Source organism: Butyricicoccus porcorum, assembly GCF_051246315.1.
In the GTDB taxonomy this organism is placed as follows: domain Bacteria; phylum Bacillota; class Clostridia; order Oscillospirales; family Butyricicoccaceae; genus Butyricicoccus_A; species Butyricicoccus_A porcorum.
Map to the genome: position 1 here is coordinate 646935 of NZ_CP178353.1, position 25050 is coordinate 671984.

23 protein-coding genes are annotated in these 25050 nt (G+C 55.4%); 6 read left to right on the forward strand and 17 right to left on the reverse strand.

Annotated features, from left to right (window positions below; all coding sequences use genetic code 11):
* Window positions 1–11: 11 nt before the first annotated feature.
* The 4 genes from rplI to ACLM7Z_RS03145 all read right to left on the reverse strand — a co-directional run bounded on the left by rplI (window position 12) and on the right by ACLM7Z_RS03145 (window position 5048).
* Entirely contained in the window at window positions 12–461 is a 450-nt protein-coding gene (rplI, locus tag ACLM7Z_RS03130; RefSeq protein WP_435645582.1) for a 50S ribosomal protein L9, read from the reverse strand.
* Between the two features lie 28 nt (window positions 462–489).
* Complete coding sequence (locus ACLM7Z_RS03135) at window positions 490–2502, reverse strand: DHH family phosphoesterase (protein WP_165760988.1); 2013 nt, start codon at window positions 2500–2502, stop codon at window positions 490–492.
* Between the two features lie 167 nt (window positions 2503–2669).
* On the reverse strand, window positions 2670–3746 hold the full coding sequence (locus ACLM7Z_RS03140; protein ID WP_273349669.1) for an acyltransferase family protein: 1077 nt from the start codon (window positions 3744–3746) through the stop codon (window positions 2670–2672).
* A gap of 9 nt (window positions 3747–3755) precedes the next feature.
* Window positions 3756–5048: an AI-2E family transporter gene (locus ACLM7Z_RS03145; protein ID WP_435645583.1), complete on the reverse strand. Its 1293-nt coding sequence runs from the start codon at window positions 5046–5048 to the stop codon at window positions 3756–3758.
* 554 nt (window positions 5049–5602) lie between these two features.
* Here ACLM7Z_RS03145 and ACLM7Z_RS03150 point away from each other — a divergent pair.
* From ACLM7Z_RS03150 to ACLM7Z_RS03165, 4 genes are read left to right on the forward strand one after another with little or no spacing between them, the layout of a single operon-like run.
* Window positions 5603–6181, forward strand: coding sequence for a 2-oxoacid:acceptor oxidoreductase family protein (locus ACLM7Z_RS03150; protein WP_087016747.1), 579 nt, complete (start codon window positions 5603–5605; stop codon window positions 6179–6181).
* A complete protein-coding gene (locus ACLM7Z_RS03155; RefSeq protein WP_087016749.1) occupies window positions 6178–6480 on the forward strand; it encodes a 4Fe-4S binding protein in 303 nt (100 codons plus the stop codon). The genes ACLM7Z_RS03150 and ACLM7Z_RS03155 overlap by 4 nt, the downstream gene beginning before the upstream one ends.
* Window positions 6481–6483: 3 nt before the next feature.
* Entirely contained in the window at window positions 6484–7665 is a 1182-nt protein-coding gene (porA, locus tag ACLM7Z_RS03160) for a pyruvate ferredoxin oxidoreductase (RefSeq protein ID WP_087016751.1), read from the forward strand.
* Window positions 7666–7672: 7 nt separating this feature from the next.
* A complete protein-coding gene (locus tag ACLM7Z_RS03165) occupies window positions 7673–8602 on the forward strand; it encodes a thiamine pyrophosphate-dependent enzyme (RefSeq protein ID WP_087016753.1) in 930 nt (309 codons plus the stop codon).
* Window positions 8603–8827: 225 nt separating this feature from the next.
* On the opposite strand, the gene ACLM7Z_RS03170 is transcribed toward ACLM7Z_RS03165, so the two are convergent.
* The 3 genes from ACLM7Z_RS03170 to ACLM7Z_RS03180 all read right to left on the reverse strand — a co-directional run bounded on the left by ACLM7Z_RS03170 (window position 8828) and on the right by ACLM7Z_RS03180 (window position 13662).
* Entirely contained in the window at window positions 8828–12220 is a 3393-nt protein-coding gene (locus ACLM7Z_RS03170; protein ID WP_435645757.1) for an FtsX-like permease family protein, read from the reverse strand.
* Between the two features lie 5 nt (window positions 12221–12225).
* Window positions 12226–12927: an ABC transporter ATP-binding protein gene (locus ACLM7Z_RS03175; RefSeq protein ID WP_273349049.1), complete on the reverse strand. Its 702-nt coding sequence runs from the start codon at window positions 12925–12927 to the stop codon at window positions 12226–12228.
* 78 nt (window positions 12928–13005) lie between these two features.
* Entirely contained in the window at window positions 13006–13662 is a 657-nt protein-coding gene (locus ACLM7Z_RS03180) for an SGNH/GDSL hydrolase family protein (RefSeq protein WP_165760989.1), read from the reverse strand.
* 145 nt (window positions 13663–13807) lie between these two features.
* On the opposite strand from ACLM7Z_RS03180, the gene ACLM7Z_RS03185 reads away from it, so the two are divergent.
* Together ACLM7Z_RS03185 and ACLM7Z_RS03190 are read left to right on the forward strand one after the other, a co-directional pair.
* Window positions 13808–15088 carry a homoserine dehydrogenase gene (locus tag ACLM7Z_RS03185; protein WP_087016762.1) on the forward strand — a complete coding sequence of 427 codons (1281 nt, stop codon included), beginning with the start codon at window positions 13808–13810 and terminating at the stop codon, window positions 15086–15088.
* Between the two features lie 206 nt (window positions 15089–15294).
* Window positions 15295–15381: a putative holin-like toxin gene (locus ACLM7Z_RS03190; RefSeq protein WP_330395832.1), complete on the forward strand. Its 87-nt coding sequence runs from the start codon at window positions 15295–15297 to the stop codon at window positions 15379–15381.
* Between the two features lie 304 nt (window positions 15382–15685).
* Here ACLM7Z_RS03190 and spoVAE read toward each other — a convergent pair whose 3' ends face one another.
* From spoVAE to ACLM7Z_RS03240, 10 genes are all read right to left on the reverse strand, one after another.
* Window positions 15686–16042, reverse strand: coding sequence for a stage V sporulation protein AE (gene spoVAE / locus ACLM7Z_RS03195; protein ID WP_087016764.1), 357 nt, complete (start codon window positions 16040–16042; stop codon window positions 15686–15688).
* Between the two features lie 7 nt (window positions 16043–16049).
* On the reverse strand, window positions 16050–17078 hold the full coding sequence (gene spoVAD / locus ACLM7Z_RS03200) for a stage V sporulation protein AD (protein WP_087016766.1): 1029 nt from the start codon (window positions 17076–17078) through the stop codon (window positions 16050–16052).
* Between the two features lie 13 nt (window positions 17079–17091).
* Entirely contained in the window at window positions 17092–17532 is a 441-nt protein-coding gene (gene spoVAC / locus ACLM7Z_RS03205; protein WP_087016768.1) for a stage V sporulation protein AC, read from the reverse strand.
* Window positions 17533–17650: 118 nt separating this feature from the next.
* The gene (gene glgA, locus ACLM7Z_RS03210) at window positions 17651–19090 is read right to left on the reverse strand and encodes a glycogen synthase GlgA (RefSeq protein WP_087016770.1); all 1440 of its coding nucleotides are present in this window, start codon (window positions 19088–19090) and stop codon (window positions 17651–17653) included.
* 291 nt (window positions 19091–19381) lie between these two features.
* Window positions 19382–20665: a zinc ribbon domain-containing protein gene (locus tag ACLM7Z_RS03215; protein ID WP_435645584.1), complete on the reverse strand. Its 1284-nt coding sequence runs from the start codon at window positions 20663–20665 to the stop codon at window positions 19382–19384.
* 422 nt (window positions 20666–21087) lie between these two features.
* Window positions 21088–21519 (reverse strand): hypothetical protein, encoded by a 432-nt coding sequence (locus ACLM7Z_RS03220; protein WP_273349047.1) that lies wholly within the window; start codon window positions 21517–21519, stop codon window positions 21088–21090.
* 170 nt (window positions 21520–21689) lie between these two features.
* Window positions 21690–23612: a molecular chaperone HtpG gene (gene htpG / locus ACLM7Z_RS03225; RefSeq protein WP_087016777.1), complete on the reverse strand. Its 1923-nt coding sequence runs from the start codon at window positions 23610–23612 to the stop codon at window positions 21690–21692.
* Between the two features lie 231 nt (window positions 23613–23843).
* Complete coding sequence (mscL, locus tag ACLM7Z_RS03230) at window positions 23844–24263, reverse strand: large conductance mechanosensitive channel protein MscL (protein WP_087016985.1); 420 nt, start codon at window positions 24261–24263, stop codon at window positions 23844–23846.
* A gap of 95 nt (window positions 24264–24358) precedes the next feature.
* On the reverse strand, window positions 24359–24523 hold the full coding sequence (locus ACLM7Z_RS03235) for a G-protein coupled receptor (protein WP_165760990.1): 165 nt from the start codon (window positions 24521–24523) through the stop codon (window positions 24359–24361).
* 61 nt (window positions 24524–24584) lie between these two features.
* Window positions 24585–25043, reverse strand: a complete 459-nt coding sequence (locus ACLM7Z_RS03240; RefSeq protein WP_087016779.1) for a VanZ family protein — start codon at window positions 25041–25043, stop codon at window positions 24585–24587.
* Window positions 25044–25050: the final 7 nt, after the last annotated feature.

The window sequence follows — 25050 nt, forward strand, 5'->3', positions numbered from 1 at the left end:
ACCGCGCGGAATTACTCCGCCTCCGTTACCTGAACCTTCAGCTTGCCGACAACCTCCGGATACAGCTTGACCTTCAGCTCGAACGTGCCGAACGACTTAATTGCCTCATCCAGAACAATCTTCTGTTTGTTGATCTCGATGCCATGCTCCTTCTTGAGCTGCGCCGCAATCTCCTTGCTCGTGACCGAGCCGAAGATGCGTCCGCTCGTGCCGCCCTTGGCGGTCATATGCACGATGATGGATTCAAACTTCTTTGCGTTGGCCTCGGCCTCTGCGCGCTCCACAGCCTCACGGTGTGCGCGTGCCTCCTCCGCCTGCTTCATCTGGTTCATGTTGTCCGCGGTTGCGGCAACTGCCAAACCTCTGGGCAGCAGGTAGTTTCTGCCATAGCCCTCAGATACCTCGACGAGCTGGCCCTTCTTGCCCTTGCCCTTGACGTCCTGCTGTAAAATTACCTTCATAACGAATCCCTCCTGGGTAGCTGAAATCTTATTGTGTCTCCTCGTCCTCCTGCGCACTCTGGCATTCCAGATACGTTTCGACGGCGTGATAAATGCGCTCCGTCGCCGTGCGGCTGTCGGTGTTCTTCATCTGTGCGCCCGCAGCCGTCAGGCTGCCGCCGCCGCCCAGCATCTCCGTAATGATCTGTACATTGACGCTGCCCATCGAGCGCGCGGAAACCACGATATCGTCCCCGAGCGGGAACGCGACGATGCTCGCACGCACACCGATGATATTCAAAAGCTCGTCCGCAGCCTGTGCCGCGATCGGGCGGGAGGTCTGAAAATCCGCGACAGCAATGACAATGCCGCCTGCGGTCGAACGCGCGCACGAGATCACGCGCTCGCGCTGCATGTATTCGTCAAACGAATTCTGGAACATACGCTTGACTGACGTCATGTCCGCACCGGCGCGGCGCAGATAAGCTGCCGCCTCGAACGTGCGCACACCGGCCTTGATGGAAAAGCCCTTGGTGTCCAGATGGATGCCCGCCAGAAGCGCCTCCGCCTCCAGGCGGCTGATGGTCTGGTTGGGCACCATGTACTGCAACAGCTCGCTCACCAGCTCGCTGGCAGACGATGCCGACGGCTCGTGCATGTTGACCGCACAGTTTTCGATATAATCCGCGGCACGGCGGTGGTGGTCAATGACCGCCACACGGCGGCAGCGCTGGAGCAGCTCCGGCGCTTCGACAAAGTCCGGGCGGTTGGTATCGACGACAACCATCAGGCTGCCCGCGTCGATCATCTCCTCTGCCTGCTCCGGCTCGATAAAGATACCGTTGTATTCGCCGCTTGCGTCGATTTTATCCAGCAGCGGCTGTGCCAGCGTCTGCGCACGGCGCAGGACAATATGCACCTGCTTGCCGCGGCTGCGCGCGGCACATACGACGCCGACAGCGGCGCCGACAGCGTCAATATCCGAATTGCGGTGACCCATGACAAATACCTGCGACGAGTCGCGCATCAGCTGGCCGAGCGCGTTCGCCATGACGCGCGATTTGACCTTTGTGCGCTTTTCCACTTCCTTGGTCACGCCGCCAAAGAACTCGAAGGCAAACCGGTTTTTGATAACCGTCTGATCGCCGCCGCGCGAGAGCGCCATTTCCAGCGCAAGCGCGGCAAATTCGTATTTCTCCTCCAGCGTGCGCCCGTCGCGGCCGATGCCGATGGACAGCGTCGCGTTGATGCCCTCGCGCGAGATAATGGAGCGCACCGAATCGAGCACGGAGAATTTGTCCTGCGCAATCGCGGCGAGATCGCGCTCCTCAATGATGAAAATATACCGGTCGCGGTCGAATTTGCGCAGCACACCGTGTACATCCTTCGCCCATTCGCCGATGCGGTTGTCAATCGCGGCGAGCAGCGTCGCCTTCTCCGAGTCGCTGACATTTTTGACCAGCTCCTCGTAATTGTCAATGGAAATGATGGACACCACCGGGCGGCTCTCCTCAAACTCCCTGCGCAGGGAAACCAGCTCTGTGGAATCAATCCAGTACAGCGTCATCAGCACGCTCGTGCTGCCGTCCGCCGGCTGTACCAGCGAGCCGAGCACGGTATAATACCGGTCTCCGACCTTGACCTCGGACGGATACCGCGTCTTTTTCTCCAGTAGCCATGTGGTATCGAAGCCCGGGACGATGTCGCCCACCGTCTGTTCAAACAGGCTGTCGGTCATATCATAGACCTCGTTGAACCGGTCATTGCACCAGACAATCTGGCTGGTTCCGATCATGCACACCGTAATCGGCAGCGGAAAGGTACTCATCGTCTGCTGCGATTCCGCATCGATGTTGCCGGATACCGTTTCCAGATATTGCAGCATTTCCCGCTTGCGGCGGCGCATGGTGACATTATAATAGCCGTACAGCACACCGCATACGATCAGTTCAAACACCGCCAGATACAGCGAAAAAAAGGCGCTGACGCAGGCGAACAGCAGGAAAATAACAAAATACATACCGAAGCCCGGTTCCAAAATTTTGCTCAACCGCTTATCCAAAGCGAAATTGCCCCCTCTCCGGTTTCCGCATCCAGCCGGGAAACCGCGGCGGCACATACGGCCACCGATACATTATGCATTATAGCAAACCCATGCGCGGCTGACAAGCATTTTTGCGCACAAATGCAGGAAATCTGCGCGATTTCCTGCATCTTTTGACCATTCTTTCACTTTTCCGCGCTATGTACCGGTCGAAACAGCATGCGCTGCACCGCATCCATCATCCGGTTATAGGCGCGCGTGACAATCGGACTGCTCAGCACCAGTGACACGACAAGCGCATATGCCAGCAGCAGGGCGAGCTGCGGGATGCCGTAATCCAGCCGCCCCGGGTATTTGTATCCCTCCAGCGCCGGAACCAGCCGTACCAGCAGCCCACACAGCCACTCCCAGTGCCCGACAACCCACAGCATCGGGAAGGCGTGCAGCAGATACACCGTCATGCTGCCGCGCCCTATGCGCGTGAGCACGCCTCTGCCCGCCGGAATCAGCCGCAGCAGCATCACGCCGAGCAGCGGCGCAATCAGATAAATGGACAGGCGGAATACAACGCCCTCCAGCGGCTCCAGCCCCTGTGTCTCATAGGAATTGACCAGCTGGAACGGATGGCTCGCGGAACCGTCCGGATGCAGCGTGTCGGTCAGCCACAGCGCCAGAAACGCGCCTGTTCCGCCGCACAGCAGCGCGACGGGTATCGGCAAACGCCGAATGCGCTTCATATGCGCCTCTGTACAATAGTAGCCGAGCAGGTAAAACGGGAAAAAGCACACAGTGCGCGAAAGCGACAGTGTGCGTCCGAAATAACGATCCCCGCCCGCGAGCAGCGCCAGCACGATGGAGAGCGGCAGCAGCCTGCGGATGCGCAGCAGCTCGGGCAGCAGCAGCCGGATGAGCAGCAGCGTCAGCAGAAACCAATACATGTTGAGCGGCCGGAGCAGGCCATAGTTCAGCTCCGGCGACTGCCCGACACGTACCATATAATACAATGTATTGAACAGCAGGAACGGAACCAGATACTCTCCCAGCGCAGCGCGCCGGCGTTTTTCCGCATGCTTTCCGAAATAACCGGACAAAAACAGGAACAGCGGCATCTGTACCGACAGAACCACCAGCCGGATTGTGTACAGCAGCGGCGTCTTCTGCCCCAGCATGTCGTACATATGCACATACACCACGCTGATGATGAGCAGGCCTTTGAGATTGTCCAGCGCAGCATCCCGCGTTCCCTGGATCGATGGATTCACAGCTGTCGTTTACTCCTCTCCGCCGCCGGAATCGTCTTCCCCGCCGACGGTATCTCCCATACCGTCTGTGCGGACGCGGACACGCCGCACGGGCTGGCCGGTCTGCTCATCGATATGATCCACGCCCGCATATTCCGCCGTGGCGAGCGGCAAATGCTTGCGCGCCAGCAGGCGGGAAATGATGTCCGTCAGAATGCGGTACAAAATGGCAAACAGCGGCACACCAACAATCATGCCGACAAAACCGAACAGGCCGCCGAACAGCAGGATGGAAAACAGCACCCAGAAGCTGGACAGTCCGGTGGAGTTGCCCAGAATCTTCGGCCCCAGAATGTTGCCGTCAAACTGCTGCAATACGAGTACATAGATGAGAAAATAAAGCGATTTGATCGGGTTGTCGATCAGGATGATGACAAAAGACGGAATCGCGCCGATAAACGGCCCGAAAAACGGGATAATATTGGTTACACCGATAATCACACTGACGAGCATCGCATACGGCATATTCATGATCGGCAGCGCCACACAGCAGATCAGGAAAATGAGGAACGAATCGATCAGCTTGCCGCCGATAAATCCGCTGAACATCTGATGTGCATAGCGCGCATAATCCATGACGATATTGCCCCAATGCGCACCAAGCACGGCATACAGGCAGCGCGTCAGCTGGCGCAGAAATTTTTCCTTGCCCGCCATCAGGTAAATGGCGACAATAATACCGATAAACAGGTTTTTTACAAAGGTGACCGTACTCATGACGCCGACGGACACATAGCTCAGAGCCTCCTGCATGGACGGCGCAAGCGATGTCTGAATCCATTCTTCGACGTAGCTGACCGCCTGCGCGTACAGCGACATCGCATTCTGCTCCAGGGTCGGATTGCTCGCCAGCAGCGACTGGAGCGTCTGGGAGACCTGCATGAGATTGGTCGGCAAAGAGGAGGCAAAGCTCGTGACGCTGGTGATAATCTGCGGGATCAGCAGCGCCAGCAGACCGACAATCAGTGCGCCCGCGCCGAGGAAGGTTCCTGCCATCGCAAGGATATCCGCACAATACAGCGCCCGGCGCCCGCGCCAGCGAAACGTCCGATGCAACAGACGGCGCAGCTTTCCCCGCAGCCAGTTATAGGCGGGCGAAAGCACATAGGCGATGCCAATGCCGAGGATGACCGGCATCAGAATGGAAATCAGCCGGGAGATGCCCTCTGCCAGCTCCTCAAACTTATAAATGCAAAAAAATATCAACAGCGTCAGCGCGCCGACAACGACAACCGTCGCACCCCAGCCGAAATATTTTTTCATACTCTCTTTCACGGGAAGGCTCCCCTTTCGTCAATTGCATTACATTGAATTCTATTGTAACAGATTTCTTACAGGACGGTGAGGAAAAAACGCTAATTTAACAAAAAATTTCCCCAGTCCAGAATCTGCCAAAAACATTCCCACACCTTAGCCATAATTTCCAACTGCTTTTTGTGCAGAATCCCCATTGCATTCGACACAAAATGCGCTTATACTTAGAAGCAATCAACTGAACATCCCGCTGAAAAGACAGCGACGGAGACAGTACGTCTGTGTGGAACCTCCCAGCGAACCGGGGACAGTGCAAGCCCGGCAGCAGTACATACAGTCCGAAAATCACTCCTGAGTCGCAGGCCGAAACCGATTTCCCGGCAAGTAGGTCGTGCCGGTTTTCCCCGTTATCGGAAGCTCATATGATGGTATGCAGTAACAGGTGGTGAAACGAAGCAATTATGCTCTCGTCCTTTTACGGATGGGAGCTTTTTTTTTATTTGTTTTTTCGACGTTTGTTTTTTGATTGAAGATTGAATAGAATTGGATGGAGGAGATTTTTCATGCAGAACACAGTGGAAATCCGCTGGCACGGCCGCGGCGGACAGGGCGCAAAGACCGCCTGCCTGCTGCTCGCGGACGCAGCCTTCAGCTCGGGCAAGTATGTACAGGGCTTCCCGGAATACGGCCCGGAACGCATGGGCGCACCGATCACCGCCTATAACCGCATCAGTGATGAGCGCTGCACAGTGCATTCCAACATTTATGACCCGGATTATGTCGTTGTCGTCGATGAGAGCCTGATTGAAACCGTCGACGTCACCAAGGGTCTGAACCCGGAGGGTGCCATTATTGTCAACACCCCGAAATCTCCGGCTGAGGTACGCAAGGAGCTGGGCAACTATCCCGGCCGCGTATGTACCATCGATGCGCGCCGGATCTCCGAGGAGATCCTGGGCAAGAACTTCCCGAACACTCCGATGCTCGCCGCTGCCGTCAAGGTCTCCGGCGTTGTCGATGCCGACCAGTTCGTCTCCAACATGGAAGCATCGTTCAAGCACAAGTTCGCAACCAAGCCGCAGGTCATCGCGGGCAACATGACCGTTCTGACCAAGTCTATGCAAGAGGTACAAGTAGGATGATTCACGCAAAAGATATCAACGAACAGTCCAAGTGGCAGGATCTGACTCCGGGCTGTGAAATTTATGAGCCGGGTACGGCGGTCCTGACCAAGACCGGCGAATGGCGCACCATGACCCCGCACTGGGATCCGGCAAAGTGCAAGCAGTGCCTGCTGTGCGCACCGTACTGTCCGGATTCGTCCATTCCGGTCAAGGATGGCAAGCGCTCTGATTTTGATTTCGACCACTGCAAGGGCTGCGGCATCTGCTATAAAGTATGCCCGTTCCATGCCATTTCGTTCGGAAAGGAGGACGAATAAGCCATGTCGATCCGTGAAAGACTTTCCGGCAACGAGGCGGTTGCCTATGCAATGAAGCAGATCAACCCGGACGTCATGGGTGCGTTCCCGATCACCCCGTCCACAGAGATCCCGCAGTATTTTGCACAGTATGTTGCAAACGGCGAGGTTGACACCGAATTTGTTACCGTTGAGTCCGAGCACTCCTCGATGTCCACCTGTATTGGCGCTGCCGCTGCCGGCGCGCGCGCGATCACCGCGACCTCTTCCTGCGGTCTCGCACTGATGTGGGAGCTGCTGTATGTCGCATCGTCCTCCCGCCTGCCGATCACGCTGGCACTGGTCACCCGTGCCCTGACCGGCCCGATCAACATCAACAACGACCATTCGGATGCAATGGGCGCACGCGATGCAGGCTGGATTCAGATTTTTGCCGAAAACAACCAGGAAGCCTATGACAACTATATTCAGGCGATGCCGATCAGTGAAAATCCGGAAGTCCGCCTGCCGATCATGGTCTGCCAGGACGGCTTCATCACCTCCCATGCCGTCGAGAACATCGAGTTGGAAGAAGATGCCATGGTCAAGGAATTTGTCGGCGAATACAACCCGGAGAACTATCTGCTGAAGCATGAAAATCCGCTGGCAGTCGGCCCTTATGGCGTTTCCCCGTACTACATGGAGGCCAAGAAGGCACAGGCCGAAGCAATGAAGCGTGCCAAAAAGGTCATTCTTGAGGTCGGCAAGAAGTTCGGCGACAAAACCGGACGCTATTACGGCTTCTTTGAAGCATACCGCATGGAGGATGCTGACACCGCAGTTGTCCTCATCGGTTCGTCCGCCGGTACCGCACGCGCAACCGTTGACAAACTGCGTGCCGAAGGCCGCAAGGTCGGCATGGTAAAGGTTCGTGTATTCCGTCCGTTCCCGTTTGACGAAATCGCACAGGCACTGTCCGGCTGCAAGGCAGTTGCCATCCTCGACAAGGCGGAGAGCTTCTCCGCAGCAGGCGGCCCGCTGTTCGCGGAGACCCGCAGTGCAATGTACGATCTGGACAACCGTCCGAAGGCAGTCAACTTTGTCTATGGTCTGGGCGGCCGTGACTTCCGCGTAGAGGACTGCACCGAAATCTTCGACGAGCTGGACGAAATCGTAAAGACCGGCAAGACCGGCGAGGTTTACCGCCACATCGGACAGAGGGAGTAAGAACACCATGGCATATAGTTTGAAAGAACAGTTATCGAAAGAAGAACGCTTTGTCGCAGGCCATCGCCTGTGCGCAGGCTGCGGCGCAGGCATTGCCGTGCGCGGCGTACTGCGCGCGCTCGAGCCGGAGGACAAGGCTGTTATCACCAACGCAACCGGCTGTCTGGAGGTTTCCTCCTTCCTGTATCCGTATACCGCATGGCAGGACAGCTATATTCACTGTGCATTTGAAAACGCGGCAGCCACCTGCGGCGGCGTAGAAGCCGCATACAATGTCCTGAAAAAGAAGGGCAAGATTCAGGACAATTACAAGTTTATCACGTTCGGCGGCGACGGTGGCACCTATGATATCGGCTTCCAGTCCCTGTCCGGCGCGATGGAGCGCGGCCATGACATGGTTTATGTCTGCTACGACAACGAAGCATACATGAACACCGGCATCCAGCGTTCCTCTTCCACCCCGCGTTTTGCCGACGCGACGACGACTCCGGTCGGCACGGCATCCTACGGCAAAAAGCAGAATAAGAAGAACCTGACGGAGATTATGGCGGCGCACAACATTCCGTATGCGGCGCAGACGACCTTCCTCGGCAACTTCCGCGACCTGCATGAAAAGGCACACAAGGCGATTTACACCCCGGGTGCCTGCTTCCTGAATGTCATGGCGCCGTGCCCGCGCGGCTGGCGGTTCCAGGCGCAGGATATGGCTCAGATCTGCCGTCTGGCAGTCGAGACCTGTGTCTGGCCGCTCTACGAGGTCATGGAAGGCGAATGGCACCTGACCTACATGCCGAGCAAGAAGCTCCCGGTTGAAGAATTCATGGTCAAGCAGGGCCGTTTCAAGCACTGCTTCAAGCCGGGCAACGAATGGATGATCGAAGAAGCTCAGAAGTACGTCGATGAACAGTGGGAAAAGCTGCTCGCAAAGTGCAAGTAAGCGCCCGCTTATCCGAACGATCTACAAATACAGCAAAGCGCCGTGCCCTTTCGGGTACGGCGCTTTTTTGCAGTCCACACATCCTGAACTGTACATCGGCAAGCGTCCTCCCTTTTCACCCTCGTCGGGGCGAACAGCCGGACGGAGAGTTCGGCTGTTCGCTGTGCGCGGAAGCGCACCAGACATTTCTTTTGCCAAGCTTTTCTTTCTGGAAAGAAAAGCGGGTTATTCCACGCTCTTGAGCGCTTCGACCATGTTGATTTTCTTCAGCGAAAAATAGGTGGAAAAATTGACAATCGTTGCAAATAGAATCGTGAGCACGGCGGCCGCCGCATAGCTGAGCGGCGCGACCGTCGGCACAATCACAATACCGCGCATTTCCATCGTCAGCAGGATAAACGATACCAACCATCGCCCGCCGAAAAGCCCGATCAGTGTGCCGAGGAGTGTCAAAATCACTGTTTCGCGCGTATTGTACTGGTATACCTCACGATCATAGAAGCCGAGTACCTTGATGGTTGCCAGCTCGCGGATGCGCTCGCTGATGTTGATATTGGACAGGTTGTACAGCACGACAATTGCCAATGCCGCCGCCGCGCCCACAAGAATGATGACGACCTCGTTAATCAGCCCGAGCCTGTCATCTGTCGCGCTGCGCGCGTCCGCTGTGGACGACACCGCAGTATAGCGCGTGTCGCTGTTCAGCTTTTTGACAAAAGCATCGGTTTCTGTCTCGTCCAGCTCAGCTGTATGGACGAGAAATGCGTTGTCCTCCGGTGTCTCACCATAGGCCGCCGCGTACCCCTCTGCCGAGAGAAAGGCGTAATGACTCAGATAGTTGTGCACGACAGCACCCACCCGAATGTCTGCCTTGGTACCATCCTCGCGGCGGACAGAAACCGTATCGCCCGCCTCGACACCCAGCGTTTCCGCAATCTGCTCGGTCAGCATAATATCATTGCCGCAGGAAAGCGTTTCCCCGCTCTGCGTGTCGATGAGTGAGATATACTGCTGGAATTTTCCGGCGTCTGACGGGGCAAACAGCTCAAGCTCATATGACTTTCCACTGTCCGCGACCAGCTTGACGCTCTCCGCATGCACGGCAATGCTGTCCCTGACCGCATTGTCCGTCTGCATATCGTCTGCCATTTCGGAAAATTCGTCCGGTGCCACATCGCCTGCCACGGCAATCAGGTCATAATGCATGACCTGTCCATATTGCAGCGGCAACAGCTGTTCAATGGAATCGCGCAGACCCAATCCCGCTGTGACCAGCATGGAACAGCCTGCAATGCCGCAGATGGTCATAATAAACCGCTTCTTATAGCGGAACAGATTGCGCAGCGTGACCTTGTGTGAGAAAGTCAGTCGACTCCAGAGCGGTGTGATGCGTTCGAGCAGCACACGCTTGCCCGGATTGGGCGCTTTGGGGCGCATGAGGTGTGCCGGTGTCTGGCGAACCTCCTTCCAGCATGCCGCCGCTGTCGCCGCGACAATGCTGCCTGCACAGACTATAATGCCAATGGCTGCATACAGCGGGTCAATCGGCGTATAAAATGCCGGGAGCGTATAGAATGTGTCATAAATCGCCCAGACAATGACCGGCAGGACACGGAAGCACACCAGTTCGCCGAGAATTGCGCCGGAAATCGATGCAGCCGCTGCGTACAGCAAATATTTTGCCGCAATCTGCCCGGTGCTGTAGCCGAGTGCACCCAGTGTACCGATCAGGCCGCGCTGTTCCTCAACCATGCGCGTCATCGAGCTGAGGCTGATGAGGACGGCGACGAGGAAGAAAATCAGCGGGAAGGTAAATCCAATGCGCTTGAGATTGCTGGAATCCTGATCGAAGCCGGACAATCCGGCATTGCCGTCGCGCGTCAGCACATACCACGTCGGCTTGTTGATGTCCCCGACCTTTTCGCGCGCTTCGTCAATTTCCTTCTGTGCATCGGCAATCTCGCGGTCAAAATCCGCCTTCTGTGCTGCCAGCTCGATTTTGCCATCATCGATTTCCGCCTGTCCGTCCACCAGCTTGCGCGCCGCTTCGTTCATTTGCGCATACGCTTCCTTTTTCGCATTGGCAAGCTGGCGTTTGGCTGCCGTCAGCTGTGCCTGTGCGGAGGCGAGCTGTGCGCGCCCGGCAGCCAGCGCATCATCGATCTGCTGAATGCCGCTTTTGATCTGTGCCAGACCGTCCTCTGCCTGCTGAATGCCGCTGTCAATCTGTGCAAGGCCGTCCTTTGCCTGTGCAAGACCCATATCCAGCTGTTCCAGCTGTAATTCATAGCCGGAACACGATTCCGCAAGCTCATTCAGCCTGACCTCCATCTGGTCAATCTGTGCGTCCAGCTCTGTGATATCCATGCCCGCCGCAATCATTTGTTCGCGTATCGCCTTTGCCTGCTCCAGCTGCGCGGTCAGCGCTTCGATTCCCGCTTTCAGCTGGGTGATTGCATCTGCCAGCTGGGTGCGCTGGGTCTCCAGTTCCGCTATTGTCTGTGCGGTCTCTGTGCGCGTTTTGCGCAGCTCTTCCAGCTGTGCAGCGACTTCCTTCTGTTTGTCCACCAGTGTGGCGCGCTGCCGCTGTGCCGCTTTGGATTGCTGCTCGAACGCAAGGCGGCCTTCGCGGAGCTGCTGCTCGGCACTGTCGATCTTTTTCTGTGCAGCTGCAAATTCGCGCTCTGCTTTCGCACGCGATACATCCAGCTCACGACGGCCGTCATCCAGTTCCTTCTGCGCATCATCCAGTTCCTTTTGCGCGTCATCGAGCTTTTTGCGCGCATCGGCAGCTTCTTCATCCAGCTCTGCCTGTGCGTCATCAATTTCCGCATTCGCCTCACCGGTCAGCTGGTCATACCGCGCCGCCTCGCGTTCGTCTGCGATTGCCTTGACGAGTACCTCTTCCGCTTCCATGAGCGATTCATATTCATCGCCGAACGCATCCAGCTTCGCCGCGCCGTCCACGGTCAGGTACAGCTCGGTATAGTAGTCTTCTGTAATATTCGACTGCGGGACGTACATATAATCCGCCACCGCACCGGTACTGCGTTCATTTGTCCCCGAGCTGCCATAAATATACAGCGGACTTTCAATTACACCTGTGATCGTCAGTTCGGTGTGATAAAACGATGAACCCTCATCTTTTTCCCGTGTTTCGGTAATGGTCAGCGTGTCGCCGATCTGTTTGCCCGTGATATCCAGCAGTGACTGGGGGACGACGCATTCATCCGCCTGCTCCGCCATCTCGCCGTCAACCACGCGCAAAGCATTGATCCCGCTCCCCGAAGGGATGGACAACAGCTTTACCTTTTCGTCGCCGTCCCGGATGCTGACGAGGACGTTTTCCGAATATACGCCGACCGCATCCCGGATACCGCGCACCTCCTGTACAGCATCCACATCGTCTTCCGTCAGTCCCATTGTGGACAGCACTTCGAGATCAAAGCAGTTCTGCTCGTCGAGATACCGGTCACACGACAGCTGCATATCAAGGCTCGCTGCATTGATGCCCGCAAAAAAGCCTGCACCGAGAAATGCCATCAATGCAATCGAAACAAACCGCTTCCACGTGCCGCGAATCTCACGCACGATATTTTTGCGCAGGGATTTTGTCATGAATCTCACCACTCAATCTCCGCAATCGGCGTCGGGCTGGGATTGTGTGTGATCTCGGTCACGCGGCCGCTCGCCATGCGGATGACGACATCCGCCATCGGCGCAAGCGCAGAGTTGTGCGTGATGACGAGCACTGTCATGCCGTCCCGGCGGCAGGTATCCTGTAATAACTGCAAAATCTGTTTGCCTGTGCGGTAATCCAGCGCACCGGTCGGTTCATCGCACAGCAGCAGCTTGGGATTTTTCGCAATGGCACGCGCAATCGCCACGCGCTGCTGTTCACCGCCGGACAACTGTGCCGGGAAATTGTTCTTGCGGTCGGACAGACCGACGCGGTCAAGCATTTCCGATGCGGACAGGCTGTCCGGACAGATTTGTGCCGCCAGCTCGACATTTTCCTGTGCGGTCAGATTGGGAACAAGGTTGTAAAACTGGAACACAAACCCAATCTCCTCGCGGCGATATCGGATGAGCTGTTTCCCGCGCAGCCGTGTGATATCGCGTCCATCGACATACACCGCACCGTCTGTGGCGGTTTCCATACCACCCAAAATATTGAGCGCAGTGGTCTTGCCTGCACCGCTGGCGCCGAGGATGACAGCAAGCTGTCCCTTTTCAACCGCAAAGCTGGCGCCGGACAATGCCGGTATCGTCACTTCACCCATTTTGTAGTTTTTCGTCACGTTTTCAAACGAAATATATGCCATCCAATCACCTCGCGCATGATCCCCCCTATATGTTCTTTATTGTATCTGTTTGTCCGGATACTGTCAAGAAAGGGGCTGTTAACAATGCGTAAGGATAGCGCGGCACGTTTGCGCCATCGCCTGTGCGAGCACTTCATGTCCATCCGGTGTCAGATGCAGGCCATCGACAGGAGATGGCGTGACGAGCTTTGCGGCATCGAGGAAATGTACGCCGCTGTTCTGTGCGACTGTGGCATACCAATTGGAAAGCTCCCGCGAAAGGCTGATCGCACGGTCTCCAAATTCATCATAACATGCGCCGTCCCGCAGGTCTTCGGTAATCAGCGGCGGTGCAACCAGCAGGATTTCACACGGCATACCATCGGGGCTCTTGGCAGCAGACACCTGCTTTGCTGTCTGTATGAGCAATGCCGCGCCGCGCGCGATATCCGCCGCCTGCATATGAAACCGCAGCTTCATGTCATTCGATCCGAGCATGACAACGAGCAGGTCAATCGGCATATGTGTCTTAATAATCGCGGGCAGCAGTGCCACACCGCTTTTGTCATCATCGTAACACGGGTCACTGTGCACGGTCGTGCGGCAATTCAGACCTTCCTCTACGACATAATATGCTTCGCGTCCGAGCAGCAGTTGCAGCCTGCCCGGCCAACGCACAGCATACGCATACCGTCCGCTGTCCGTCGGGTCATAGCCATACGTATTGGAATCTCCATAACAAACAATTGTTTTCACTGTTCTCACCATCCTATACCGATATGATACCGCAGGAATCTACACGATGCAAAGCAAATCCGTTGCAAAGCGACAAAAAATACGATATGATAAAGAGGCACATAAATAGTACCATACAGAACCGTGAAAGCAGGGATGGAAGCATATGAACAAACCCATTCGCATCGCGCTGCTCGGCCTCGGCACGGTCGGCGGCGGCGTATACAAATTACTCTCCATGCGCGCACAGGAAATGCCGCAGATTGCAGGCGCACCGATTGAAATTTCCCATATCCTTGTGCGCAATGCCAACAAAGAGCGTCCCGGTGTGGATGCCGCACTGCTCACCGACAACTGGCAGGACATTGTGTCTGACCCGGAGGTTTCCATTGTCGTCGAGCTGATGGGCGGCATGGAACCGGCACATACGTATATTTCCGAAGCACTTGCCGCAGGCAAAAACGTCGTCACAGCCAACAAAGACCTGATGGCGGTACATGGCGGCGAGCTGCTCGATCTTGCGGAACAGCACCACTGCGATTTGCAGTTTGAAGCCGCAGTTGCGGGTGCTATCCCGATCATCCGCCCGCTCAAGCAGTGTCTCGCCGGAAATGAAATTTCCGAAATCATGGGTATTGTCAACGGCACAACCAACTATATCCTGACCCGTATGACACAGGACGGCATGGAATTTGATGATGCGCTCGCCATGGCGACGGAACTGGGTTATGCCGAAGCCGATCCGACCGCCGACATTGAGGGCTATGACGCAGGGCGCAAAATGGCAATCATGGCATCGATTGCCTTCCATTCGCGCGTGACCTTTGAGCAGGTCTATACCGAAGGCATCACCAATATCCACGCAACAGACATCCGGTATGCCAAAGAAATGGGCAAAGCAATCAAGCTGCTCGGCGTCGCCTGCAACACGCCGGAAGGCATTGAAGTCCGCGTACATCCGATGCTCATCCCGGATTCCCATCCGCTCGCGACAGTCAACGATGCATTTAACGCGGTCTTTGTCCACGGCGATGCACTGGACGATGCGATGTTCATGGGGCGCGGCGCGGGTGAAATGCCGACCGCTTCCGCCGTCACCGGTGATATCATCGACACTGCGCGCAATCTCCTGATGGGCTGCACCGGACGCATTGGCTGTACCTGTTATAAAGAACTGCCGGTCAAGGCAATTGACGACATCAAGAGCAAATATTTCATCCGCCTGCGTGTGGAAGACCGCCCGGGCGTACTCGCCGGTGTTTCCGGTGTGCTCGGCAACAACGGTGTCAGCATCTCACAGGTCATCCAGAAAGCATCCAAGGGCGGCTCGTCCGACCTGGTTGTTATCACGGACACCGTGCGTGAGCGCCACATCCGCGATGCACTGACCATCCTGCGCAGCATGAGCATGGTGCGCGATATTGCATCGGTCATCCGCGTATATTGATCCCTGTCAGCAAAAGCCGCGAAGCAAAACACTTCGCGGCTTTTTTTGTGGATGGATTCTCTATTGCCTGCAATTGACGCATTCTGTCGGGTCTGTTACAATGACACCTGAGAGAGACATACCATAACGGTGGCGGTTCGCTCCTCTTTTTCGGGAGCGGCACTTCTTCTTTCGCTCCCAATTCCCGATGAATAGGGGGTGATTGCATGGCTTACGTTACATACTCCGACCTCTTTCAGTTCGGTTTGTTCGTTGTAGCTGTGATTGCTCTGATGATTCAGATAAAGAAGTAACCCGCCTGCTTCGCCTCAGACGGGTTACTGTAACAGTAGTCTAGGGACGAACCGTTACCGGTCTGTCTCTCTTTTTCTATTCTCAGAATAGCATCATCCCGGCGATCTGTCAAGCGGTTCGCTGTCCGGCGATGTATGTGCACACAGTCGCGAGCACATCGCGCACCTTCGGGCTGAGCTTTCCCACCAGACGTTCAAACAGCGGCTGCGCATCAGCCTGCCGAAGCACAGCAGAAACAGCAGGACACCTGCGCCATACACCGGGCAGTACGATCCAAACAGTACGCCGCGGGCGGAACAGCCCTCAGCTCTTGTCCGCCGGGCGGAACAGCAGCGCCGTCAACAGCCCAAAAAATACTGCCGCAGAAATGCCGCCTGCCGCCGCCTTTGCACCGCCGGTAAAGGCGCCGAGCAGCCCGCTCTCCGCCACTGCGGTTTTGACACCTTCCGCAAGCGTATAACCAAAGCCGAGCAGCGGAACCGTTGCACCTGCTCCCGCAAAATCGACCAGTGGCTTATACATGCCGATGGCAGTCAGGATGACACCGAGCACGACATATGCCGTCAGAATGCGCGCCGGCGTCAGCTTTGTCTTGTCAATCAGAATCTGGCTGAGTGCGCAGATGATGCCGCCCACGACAAACGCATTGATATATTGCATCTTCCAATCACCTCTTCCCGCCGGATTCCAGCACCACAGCATGGCACACCGCCGGAATGCTCTCGCCCTGCTGCACGCTGGTCGGACTCATCAGCGCGCCGGTTGCGGCGAGAATCATGCGCTTCATGCGCCCATCGGCAAGCCGGGGCAGCAGATGCGCACACAATACAGATGCCGCACAGCCGCATCCTGAGCCGCCCGCATGCACATCCTGTTTGCTGTCGAACAGCAGCTTGCCGCAGTCATCGTGCACCGGGCTGATATCGATATGATCGCGGGAAAACAGCTCGCACAGCAGGCGCGAGCCGACCTGTCCGAGATCACCGGTAAAAATGCCGTCGTAATCCTCCGGATATGTGCCCGTATCGCTGAACAGCGTGCGCAGCGTGTCATAGGCCGCAGGTGCCATTGCCGCGCCCATGTTGTTCGCATCGGTAATACCGAGATCACACACCTTGCCAAAGCAGACATGCGTGATGCGCACCGGTGCGCAGTCATCTGCCGCCGCAGTCAGGATGCAGGCACCTGCCGCAGTTGCCGTCCACTGTGCGGTCGGCGTGCGTTGTCCGCCATAGGCGAGCGGGAATCGATACTGCCGCTCCGCCGTGCAGAAATGGGAGGAGGCCACGGCACAGACGCGCTGGGCAAAGCCGCCGTCCACCATACATGCTCCGATTGCAAGGCTCTCCGCCATCGTCGAGCATGCGCCGTATAATCCGAGATACGGCACCTGTGTGCCGCGCGCGGCATAGCTTGACGCAACGCACTGCCCCAGCAGGTCGCCCGCCAGGATCATATCCAGGGCAGAAACCGGCAGCTTGCATTTATTGGCCGCCATGCCGACAGCGACCTTCTGCAAATGCACCTCCGCCTGTTCCCATGTCTTTTCCCCGCACATGGTATCCGAAAATACATGGTCAAATTCCGCGCCGAGCGGGCCATCCTTTTCCTTTTTGCCGCCGACCGCCGCCCAGGCGCGCACGCGCGGTGGGCGTTCCAGCCGAATTGTTGCCATGCCCATCCGTTTTCCGTTCATCTCCGCACCTCCCTCACACACCGAGGAACACGAGGATGATGCCGTACACGATGGATGCACCGATGCCATATACCAGCACCGGGCCCGCAATGGTAAACATCTTGGCCGCTGTGCCCAGAATCAGCCCTTCACTCTTAAATTCCAGCGCCGGAGAGGCAACCGAATTGCTGAATCCGGTAATCGGCACCAGCGTGCCTGCCCCGGCATGCTTTGCAATTTTTTCGTACAGATGCAGTCCTGTCAGCAGGGCAGCAAGACCAATCAGCGTGATGGAGGTCGCGGCTGCGGCATCCTTCTCATTCAGCCCGGTCTTTTTCCAAAACTCCAGAATTGCCTGTCCGAGCGTGCAGATGGCCCCGCCAATGGCAAATGCCCACACCATATCGCGCAGCAGCGGTGATGGCCTGGACTGTTCACGCACCATCTGTTCATATTCCTGCGGTGTAACATCCATTTTGCGTTCCCTCCGTTCGTTTGGAGGGTAGTATGTGCAGATATGGCATTGTTTATCCATTGTTTCGCGCAAAAAAGCGGCAGACCGTCCGGTCTGCCGCTTCGTGCTATTCTGTTTCTCAGAGGGAATCGTACAGCGCTTCGTACTTCTTCGCGGAAGCATTCCACGAAAAGTCCTTCTTCATGCCGCGCTCCACCATATCTGCCCATGCATCCGGCTCATCATAGAAAATCTGCTCCGCATAGAAGATGGTGTTGAGCATTTCATCCGCATTGTAATTTGCGAACGAGAAGCCGGTGCCCGTCTGCTCATACCAGTTGTACGGCTGAACGGTGTCACGCAGACCGCCGGTCTCACGGACAATCGGCACCGTGCCATAGCGCAGGGAAATCAGCTGCGTCAGGCCGCACGGCTCAAAGCGGGACGGCATCAGCATTGCGTCCGCTGCCGCATACAGGTGGTGCGCACGCTCCTCGTTAAAGAGAATGTTCGCAGAAACCTGTCCCTTATGCGTCCACTCGTAATGGCGGAACAGGTTTTCATAGCGCGGATCGCCTGTGCCGATGATAACCAGCTGGATATGGGATGCAACCAGGCGCTCCATAACCCACTCGACCAGATCCAGACCCTTCTGATCGGTCAGGCGGGTAATCATAGCGAGCATCATGACATCCGGATCCTCCGGCATGCCCAGCTCGCGCTGGATGGCCAGCTTACATGCCTTTTTGCCTTCCTTAAAGCTTGCAACATCGTAATTCTTCGCAATCAGCGGATCGGTTGCCGGGTTGTAAGCGTCATAATCGATGCCGTTCAGGATACCGCTGAGGGTGTCCGCCTTCGCGTTGAGCAGGCCGTCCAGACCCTCGCCGTAATACGGCATGCGAATCTCGTTGGCATACGACTCACTGACTGTCGTAATGCGGTCGGCGTAAACCAGTCCGCCCTTGAGCATGTTGGCATCCTTCTTGTATTCCATGCGGCCGAGGACGAAGACATGTCCCGGCAGGCCGGTAAAACGGCGCATGGTCTTGATATCCCAGACGCCCTGGAACTTCAGGTTATGGATGGTCATGACTGTGCGGATGCCGCGATAGAACGGGTTGTTCTGGAACATCTCGTGCAGATAAACCGGGATCAGTGCGGCCTGCCAGTCATGGCAGTGGATGATATCCGGACGGAAGCCGATGAACGGCAGCATAGACAGCACAGCCTTGGAGAAGAAGCTGAACTTCTGGATATCCCACAGGATATCGCTGTACAGCTTTTCGCCGTGGAAGAAATGCTCGTTGTCGATATAATAATAGCGGATACCGTCCAGCTCGCATGTCATAATGCCGACATAGAAATTGCCCAGCCCGCCCAGATCCATATAGAAATTTCCGATATAAGAAAAGCGACTGCGATACTTCTGCGGGATACAGGTATAGTCCGGAATGACGACACGCACATCGTATTTTTCCTTATCCAGGGATTTAGGAAGCGCGCCGACAACATCCGCCAAACCTCCGGTCTTGACAAACGGTACGCATTCCGATGCGGCAAACAATATGTTCTTCATATTTTAAGCTCCTCCATCTTATGTCCTCACTCTGTGAGCCTGCGGCGGAATCCGCCGTCCAGAATATAGCAACTTTGTACAAAAATTGCATCGTTGTATTCAGACTAATTATAGAACATGTCCGCATGCTTGTCAACCGGCTCGCCTGCCCCAGTTTGATGCAATGTGTCTTCTTTTTTCTCCCATTTTCGCGGTTCTGTCCGGAAATATACGTCGCAGTGCATGATATTCATCGTTTTGTGTTATATTTACCTATCCTGTGAACCGCAATGGCATACGGTTTTATCCGGCTTATTCACCGTCCGCCGGCGACCAGAATCCAACCTCAGCCGAGCCGGAACCGGTGTCCTCTGCCGGGGCAGTATCGCCGCGCAGCACAGTCACACAAGCGCCAACTGCAATCGCAAACAGCAGTACAACGACAAGGATGACAAACAGCATGCCGCGCTTGCTCATCAGCTGCTCCGGCGCATCGTCCTCGTCTTCATCAGCAGCCTGCCGTTCTGCTTCGGTAAAGGATTCCGGTGCATCCGCGATAAAGTCCGATGGAATTGGAATATCCGGGATGTCCGCAACATCGACCTGCGGCAGCTCCTCTTCCTGCTGCTCCTGCATCGCCGCGCGGATCTCCTCCTTTGCCACAGCGCGCGTGTAGTCCAGAGCGCCTGCACTGTCCGGCTTCGCCTGCTCCTGCATCGCCGCGCGAATATCCTGCTTCTCAACTGTGCGCGTGGTTTCCATATCCGCCGCGCCGTCGTGCTTCGCCTGCTCCTGCATCGCCGCGCGGATATCCTGTTTCTCAACTGTGCGCGTGGTTTCCATATCCGCCGCGCCGTCGTGCTTCGCCTGTTCCTGCATCGCCGCGCGAATATCCTGCTTCTCAACTGTGCGCGTGGTTTCCATATCCGCCGCGCCGTCGTGCTTCGCCTGTTCCTGCATCGCCGCGCGGATATCCTGTTTCTCAACTGTGCGCGTGGTTTCCATATCCGCCGCGCCGTCGTGCTTCGCCTGCTCCTGCATCGCCGCGCGAATATCCTGTTTCTCAACTGTGCGCGTGGTTTCCATATCCGCCGCGCCGTCGTGCTTCGCCTGCTCCTGCATCGCCGCGCGGATATCCTGTTTCTCAACTGTGCGCGTGGTTTCCATATCCGCCGCGCCGTCCGGCTTCGCCTGTTCCTGCATCGCTTCGCGGATGTGTTCCTTCGCTACCATGCGTGTGAAATCGTCATCCCCCGCCTCGTCCGGCAGTTCCATACTCCCACGCATTTGTTCTTCAATGGCCTCGCGGATATCCTCCTTTGTCACCATGCGCGTGAAATCCATATCCCCTATGTCATCCGGTTTCTCCGCCTGCGGGATTGTATCCGTGCGGACAAAATCATCCGGAATTGCAATGGTAAAGTCATCTTCCCCATCCTGTGCCATGCGGCTGGAAAAAAAGTCAACCGGAATCGAAACGGTGTCATCTTCTATCGGGCGTGGGCGCTCTTTTTTCACAGCTGCCGTCGGCGCGCCGCAGAAAATACAGTATTGGGTTCCGTCTTTCAGCTGGCTTCCGCATCGGATACAATACATGCTGTCTCCTCCCTTTTTGCCTTCCTGGTTTTCTTCGATTATACCCCATACTTCAAAATATGACAAGTTTGGCGGCATCAATTCGTGCTTCTGCACACAAACTGGCATACACACACTCATTTTATGTATGTCCGCACAATCAAAGAACCCCGGACGGCATGCCTGCTGTCCGGGGTTCTGGTATTAAAACATGAAAAAGGGGGGCTGAGTTGGAAAAGAGCGGATCCGCTTCCCTGCGTCTCGTACCTGACGCATCGATGGGAAGAGATCCAAACTGGTAATAGGGAGATGAATCAACAAAAACAGAGTCGAAACCTGTTTTTCTGATTGTATTTAGTATATCGTCCGAATATGACGTTCCTTTGACAAATTTATAAATTCTTTTTGACGAATTTGTTTCGGGTTTGTTACAAACTCCGCAGTCAGAGGCAATAGAAAACACCGATCACCAACCCGACGGCAATGCCAATCGCCATGACTGCCGTACTGATGGGATACCATTTTTCGTCCTCTCCCTGTCGGCGCAGCTTCTGAAACATGCCGCGGATGAGAACAACCACACCGAATGCAACGATGACTTCAAGACCCACACAGCCTGCCACAACCAGTGCCGAGCCTGCCGTCAGCATGCGGCCAATCAGCATGACCGAGCTGGCCGCCAGACAGATCAGCACAAATGTGACAATCGGCAAGCCTCCGGTCTGTTCCGAGAGATCCGGCAGCTCGTCGAGCGGATCATGCTCCAGCTGATTCTGTTCCGGCTCCGTCGGTTCGTGCATGTCTCCGGGTCGGTTTCCGTTTTCGTCCTCAATGCATGTAATGCGATAGTTTTTCTGCTCTCTGTCCTGTGCCATCCGGTTGCCTCCTGCCCATTTTTTCTGATATCATAGCATATTTTGCCGGAATACGCAAAGGCAGTGCGTTCCCGTCTAAAAAATCGGGCCTCCCGCCGCATAGCCGGACAGATCCGGCCCGCAGCAGGGAAGCCCTGTAAAAATATGATGAGTGACTGTTGTATGATAAATTATTTTGCCATCAGGTCACAGATTGCATTGGAGAATGCTGCCGGATCTGCAATCGGAATCCCTGCAATCAGCAGTGCCTGATTGTACAGCAGTTCGGTATACTGCTTCAGCTTATCCTGATCGTCGTTGTACAGCTTGCACAGCGTCTCGAAGACCGGATGCGACGCATTGATCTCCAGAATCTTCTCCGCGTTGACATGGCCCTGTCCGTTCGGCATCGCGTTGAGCACACGCTCCATCTCGATGGACAGGCTGCCCTCAGAGGTCAGGCAGACCGGATCGCTGACCAGACGGGAGGAAACACGGACATCCTTGACCTTGCCATCCAGCGATTCCTTCATGAGGTCGAACATCGCACGGTTAGCAGTGGACTTTTCTTCCGCTTCCTTCTTCTCCTCATCGGAAGACAGATTCAGATCGCCTGCCGTAATCGAACGGAACTTCTTTTCATCCTGCTCTGCCAGCAGGTTGATGACGAATTCATCGATGTCTGCGGTGAGGTACAGGATGTCATAGTCGTGCTTGCGCACCATCTCGGCCTGCGGCAGCTTATCCAGCAGATCGACATTTGTGCCCGCAGCGTAATAGATTTCCTCCTGGCCTTCCGGCATAGCCTCGCGGTATTCCTTCAGCGAAATCATCTTCTTCTCCTTTGCGGAGTAGAACATCAGCAGATCACGCAGCTTTTCCTTGTCTGCGCCATAATTTGCATAAGCACCTGCCTTGATGGTATAGCCGAATGCCTCCCAGAACTTCTCATAATTCTCGCGGTCATCCTTCTGCATCTTGAGCAGTTCGGACTTGATCTTCTTCTCGAGGCTGATGGCAATCGCCTTGAGCTGGCGGTCATGCTGCAGCATCTCACGGGAGATGTTCAGCGACAGGTCGGACGAATCGACAAGGCCGCGGACAAAGCCGAAGTAATCCGGCAGCAGGTCAGCGCATTTATCCATAATCAGCACGCCGGACGCATACAGCTGGAGACCCTTCTGATAGTCCTTGGAATAATAGTCATACGGTGCCTGTGCCGGAATGTACAGCATGGAGGTGTACGATGCAGTCAGGCCCTCGGAATGCGAATGAATGACGCGCAGCGGCTTCATATAGTCCATGAACTTGGAGCGATAGAACTCGTTGTACTCATCCTCCGTGATGTCCTTCTTGTCCTTTTTCCAAAGCGGAACCATGGAGTTGAGGGTTTCATCCTCATAGACGGTTTCATACTCCGGCTGATAATCCTCCGGTGCATCCTCCGGCTTCGGCTTCTCCTTGGAATGCGGCATCAGCATCTTAATCGGGTAACGGATATAATCGGAATACTTGCGAACCAGACCTGCCAGGCGGTAGGTCTCGAGAAATTCGTCATAGCCTTCCTCAACGTCGCCATTTTCATTCTCCTGATTCGGCTTGATGGTCAGGATGATATCGGTGCCGAAGCTGTCCTTCTCGCCCGGCTCAATGGTATAGCCGTCCGCACCGTCCGACTCCCAGACATAGGCCTGCGTTTCACCGCACGCCTTGGAAATGACGCGGACATTGGATGCAACCATGAACGACGCATAGAAGCCGACACCAAACTGACCGATGATGTCGGTATCTTCGGTCTGATTTTCCTTTTTGAAGGCCAGCGAACCGCTCTGTGCAATGACGCCCAGATTGTTTTCCAGCTCATCCTTCGTCATGCCGATGCCGTTGTCCGAGATGGTCAGCGTGCGCGCATCGGTGTCTGCGGTCAGGCGAATTTCATAGCCGTTTTCCGGAACAAGCGATGCATCGGTCAGCGAACGGAAATGGCGTTTGTCGATGGCGTCACTCGCATTGGAAATCAGCTCACGCAGGAAAATTTCCTTGTGCGTATAGATCGAGTTAATCATCATGTCGAGCAGGCGCTTGGACTCTGCCTTGAACTGCTGTTTAGCCATAGTATGTCAATCCTTTCGGTAATTAAAAATACACGGTCAGCGCGCGAATCCCGCGCGGGTGTTAGCACTCTCAACTATCGAGTGCTAATATAGCATAAACCATATGGCAGAAAAATGCAAGAGGAAATTTGTAAACAAACATTGAATGAAAGGTTTCCGCCGAAAAAATGCAAAAAAAGCGCCCGGACACGGCGATATGTGCGCGAAGTCCGGGCGAACAGCTTTATTATTTTACTCTGCGGCCTCCGGGAGTTCAGAAGTGCAGTGTGGGCAGCGGGTCGCCTCGATGGCGATTTCCGACTTACAGAACGGACAGATTTTGGTGGTTGGCGCTGCGGGCTCCTCCGGCTTTTTGCCGAGGCTTGCGGCCTTGTTCATCAGCTTGATGATGGCGAACAGCACAACCGCCATGATAAAGAAATTGATGACAGCGGTGATAAACGAGCCATAGCGGATGGATACGCCAAAGACCGTCGCCGCCATATCCTTAAAATCCGTCTTGGCAACCAGACCGATGAGCGGCGAAATGATGTCGTCAGTCAGTGATGTGACTATGTTCTGGAAAGCGGCGCCGATGATGACACCGACAGCCAGGTCAATGACGTTACCCCGCAGGGCAAACTCTTTGAATTCTTCGATGAGCTTCTTCATGTGATGCGTCACACTCCCTTTTTCTGTTTTACGCAAATCGACACCGCACAGAGAACCGTTTTCCCCTTTTGCCGTGTCAGTATTGATGTGGTGCATCAGAAAATCAGCACCAATGCAGCGACAACAAAAATCGCAGCAATCACGCCGAGCATGATATAGGTATTGCGGTCTTCCTTCTTCTGCTGCTCCTCACGGCGCACCTTGGCTTCCTGCAAGCGCTGCTGCTGGCTTTTGTGTACTTTTTTAACAGGTCTTCCCACGTTATCCTCCTCCGTTTTTGTTACTATTACGAAATCAGAGTAACAAATTTCCCGTGAAATGTCAACGCCTGTGCCTGCGAATCAGCAGATACAACAGCAGAAAAACCGCACTGCCGCATACGACACCGGAAAAATCCAACACCACATCCGAAACCTGTGCACTGCGGTCGGACAGTGTTTGCAGCATTTCATCCGTCACCGCGCACAGCAGACCGAAAAACAGTCCATGCAGCACATAATGCAGGTTGACCCGGCGGCGCACTGCCCAGAGATGTTGGGTAAAAAATCCAAGTGCGGCAAATTCACAGAAATGTGCCAGCTTGCGCACCACATGTTCCGTCAGGCCATTGTAGCCAAACACCCATTGAAACAATCCCGACAGCACGCTGAGCATGCCCACGCTCTGTTCGGTGGACTGCGCGCGATTTTGCAGGGAATTTCCAAAAATAAAAACCAACAGTGCGGCAATCAGCAGAAGATTTCCAACTGTCCCCCAGACCTGTCTGCTTTTCTGTGGCATATCCAGC